We start from the raw sequence: 3,433 nt of genomic DNA, 5'->3' as shown, positions 1-3,433 counted from the left end.
GGAGGGGCGCGTTCGATTCGTTGCGCGGGACGTGCCCGCGCTCGGCTACGACGTCTACTACGTTATCCCCAAGGGCAGCGCCGCGCCGTCGCGGCGCCCGGACCCGCAAATCGAGAACGAACGCTGGCTGCTGGTTCTGGACGCAGCCACCGGCGCGGTGCGAAGCCTCTTGAACAAGTCATCGGGCAGGGAATACGCGCGAGGCCTGCTCAATCATGTACTGGCGCTGCAGGAGACGCCGGAGAAGACAGGCGACGGCCGTGACTGTTGGACCTCGGGTGACAACGCGTATGCGACGGCACGCCCTGAGAGCGTTGAGACGGTAGTCGTTGACGGCATGCAGGAAATGACGGTGACCAGCCCTTTTCTCGGCGGCAAACTGGTGCGCCGCCTCACGCTGTATCGCGGTGTCGCGCGTATCGACTGTGAAACCACGCTGATTGGGGCCGACCTGTCCGCGCGTCTGCTCGGCGTCACGTTCGCCGTGGGCGGCGCCGGGCACGTGCCCGTATTTGGCGAACGTTTCGGGGCCATTGTGGGCCGGCGCAGTCCGGGCGTTCTCGATTTCCGCACCGCAGGCATCGATAACCCTTCGGGCGCGGCCTTGGCGCCCGCGTGGCGCTGGGTGGCCGTGTCGCCCAACGACTACATCCAGGTGGGGCAGGACGGCGCGGCGCCGCTGCTGCCGTGCGCAATCGTGTACGGCGCGGACCCGGCGCTCGAAACCGCCGCGCGTCACTTGCAGCGCGCGCTGGTTCGCAGGGGCGTCCCCGCTTCGATGACCCCGGACGCGCCACAGCCCGCGACTGCGCCTTGGCAGGATGGAACGGAATTTGCGCAACTCAACGACGACCTGGCGCACGGCGCGGGCATGCGCATCGCGGTCGGCGGCCCGGAACAGAATGCCTTGACCAGACGGCTGTTTGAGCAGTTGCCCGAAGCGCCGCGCGCGGCGCTTGTCGAGCGGTTCAAGCAAGGCGCGGCAGCACTGCTCTATGACAGCGACACTCCTCCCGGCTTCCCCTCGACGCCCACGCTCGTGCTGGGCGGAGGCACGGCGAATCAGGCGGCAAATTTCGCGCGCGAGGCCGCGGAGTCCCTCCTGGCTCGCGGGGTCCTGGCGATTCCGGAGGCCGCATTCAGCGGAGACTCCATCCCGGAACGGGAACCCGGCGGCCTTGCCCTGCTCACGCGCGGGGCGGCGCTGTGCAGCCTGGAAGCGGACGGCACGCTCGCGCTGCTGCTTGCTCATGACGCAGACGTTACGGCAAACGAGGCATTGCGCCCCGCTTCGGCGCGCCTTTCGTTCCGGTACGCGCTGTTGCCCATCGAAGATACGTGGCGCGAGGCAGGGACGCCGCTTGAGGCGCAGGCGTTCAACGAGCCCCTGGCCGTCGTGGAGAGCGATATCCACGCGGGGCATCTGCCCGTTCGTCTGTCTTTCTGCAAAAGCAGCGACGCCGATTTCGTGGTCACGGCGTGGAAACCCGCGGGATATGCCGCAGCCGGGTTCGAGAAGCGGGCCCCGCACCCTGTGAACGGGATTGTGGTGCGCGGCTATGAATCCACCGGGCGAGTGTGGCGCGGCAGCCTGCGCTTTTTTGCGCCGCTGCGCCAAGCGGCCGCCAGCGGCCTCCTTGACGACATCCGCCAGTCCCTGACCCCGGCGGAATTCGCGCTGAACCTGGAAGTGCCGCCCTTTGGCATCGAAAGTCTCTGGGGCCTGACACAAACACGTTTTGGCCGTGGCGAAACCGGGGAACCTGTGCCGGATGGAACGGGAAATCACGCGGTCCATACGTGTTACTGGGCCTACAACGCGGGCACGGCCCCAATGCGGGGCCGCGATTTCGCGCTCACGCTGCATGGCGACTTGAACAAGCCGGATACGCCAATCGCCGTTCACGCCGCGAATTTTGCAGCCGACCGGCCCGTCGAGACCGTAATTTATCTCATGGCGTCCGACGGATGGGTCCTGACGCCCGCGCAGTTCGTGTGCAGCCTGGAACCGGGCGGCCAGGAAACGTATGAATGCATGGTGCTTCGCGAACGAGACAGCGGCGGCGTGGGGGGGATCGCCGCTTGGGCCAAGGCCGGCGACGTGACCCACCGCGACACGCTCCTCGAATCACCAGATGCGTTCGTTCTGGAGCCGCTTCGCACGGAGAACCAGCTTCGCGTAGCCGTCCAGAACAAATCGGGTCTCCCCGCAGACGGCTACGTGGACGTCATCGCGGCGCCCGCCTATTGGGGAAATCGCGACCTGCGCGCAACCAGTGCGGGTCCGCCTTCCGAAAGCGGCATCTGTACCGTGGAACCACGCCGCGCAGCGGTGTCGGTAGGCGCGTTCCAGCGGCAGGAACTGTTTTTTCGCTGCCCGGCTGCTGCTGCGGCGGACGGGGTGGTTGTCAAACTCTGCGCGAACAACTGCGTTATGTATGCGAAGGTGGACTAACGGAACACGGCGCATTGCATTTCGGGAATCTGATTTGGCAGGGTATGCGCTCTGTCAGGGTGCAGAGTCCCCCGTTGTCCCCGGGAGACAGGAGTTTCCATGGATAAGAGAGGCATTGGTCTATTCGTTCTGTTGACATTGGGAGCAGGCTGGCTTATCGAGGGTGTGCTGTTCTTCCCCGACCTGCTCACGCTCCGCCACTTAGGCGCGCCCGGTTCGCTGGTGCTTCTGGTCCTGTTGTACCTGCCCTGGATCGCCGCCTGGCTCGTGTCCCGCAAGGCGCCGCCCGCGCCAACCCCAGCAGAGCCGCCCAAGCCCATGACTTGGCCTGTCTTTCTGGTTGCGGCGCTGTTTGCCCCCGTGTTATTCGTCGTAGTGTATACCGTCACCGCGTTCACCGGGATTGTCGCGCCTGATTGGGCTATGGGCACGCTGGTCAATGCGCTGAAACCGACCATGGAACAGCTGGGCCAGTCCCTGGAGGGTACAACCGCAGCTCTGCCCACGACTATTCTCGTTCTGGGCATGCTCCTCACGTATGTGCTCGGCGCCACGGTGTACACCTTGGTGGCGCTGGGAGGTGAGAAGGGTTGGCGCTCATTTCTGTTGCCGCGCCTGCTGCCGCTCGGACGCGTGCCGGCCTACGTGATCGTGGGTCTCCTTTGGGGGCTTCTTTTCTTGCCCATAATCATCGATTGGTACGCCGATTTCGGCTCCGAAGGCCGGCGCTTCGCCGAAGCACGGTCTTTTATTCTGCGATTTTTGGTTATGTCGGTGTTTCTGTCCATCATCCTGGGCGAGATCTGGCGGCGGCGCAGGAGCGCAGGCGTGACCGCTGTAGTGCTTGGCGGGTTCTTGGGCCAGATGCAGGGCGGCGGTATCAGCATGTGGAGTTATCTCTTCCCCCAGGTTGCCGAGCCGTGGACGGGGTCTTTCGGCGTCGTCTCGCTGATTATCTGGGGACTGGCGGCGCTGACC

The 3,433-nt window shown here is 65.2% G+C and carries 2 protein-coding genes; both read left to right on the top strand.

Annotation, left to right across the window (positions count from 1 at the left end; genetic code table 11):
* Window positions 1-2,455: hypothetical protein (locus tag KA184_23660; protein MBP8132588.1), on the top strand; the 2,455-nt coding region annotated here is incomplete at its 5' end.
* Between the two features lie 99 nt (window positions 2,456-2,554).
* A partial coding sequence (locus KA184_23655; protein ID MBP8132587.1) for a hypothetical protein occupies window positions 2,555-3,433 on the top strand: 879 nt, incomplete at its 3' end.

This window comes from Candidatus Hydrogenedentota bacterium (assembly GCA_018005585.1).
Lineage (GTDB): Bacteria > Hydrogenedentota > Hydrogenedentia > Hydrogenedentales > JAGMZX01 > JAGMZX01.
This window is presented reverse-complemented; position numbering and strand designations above follow the sequence as displayed.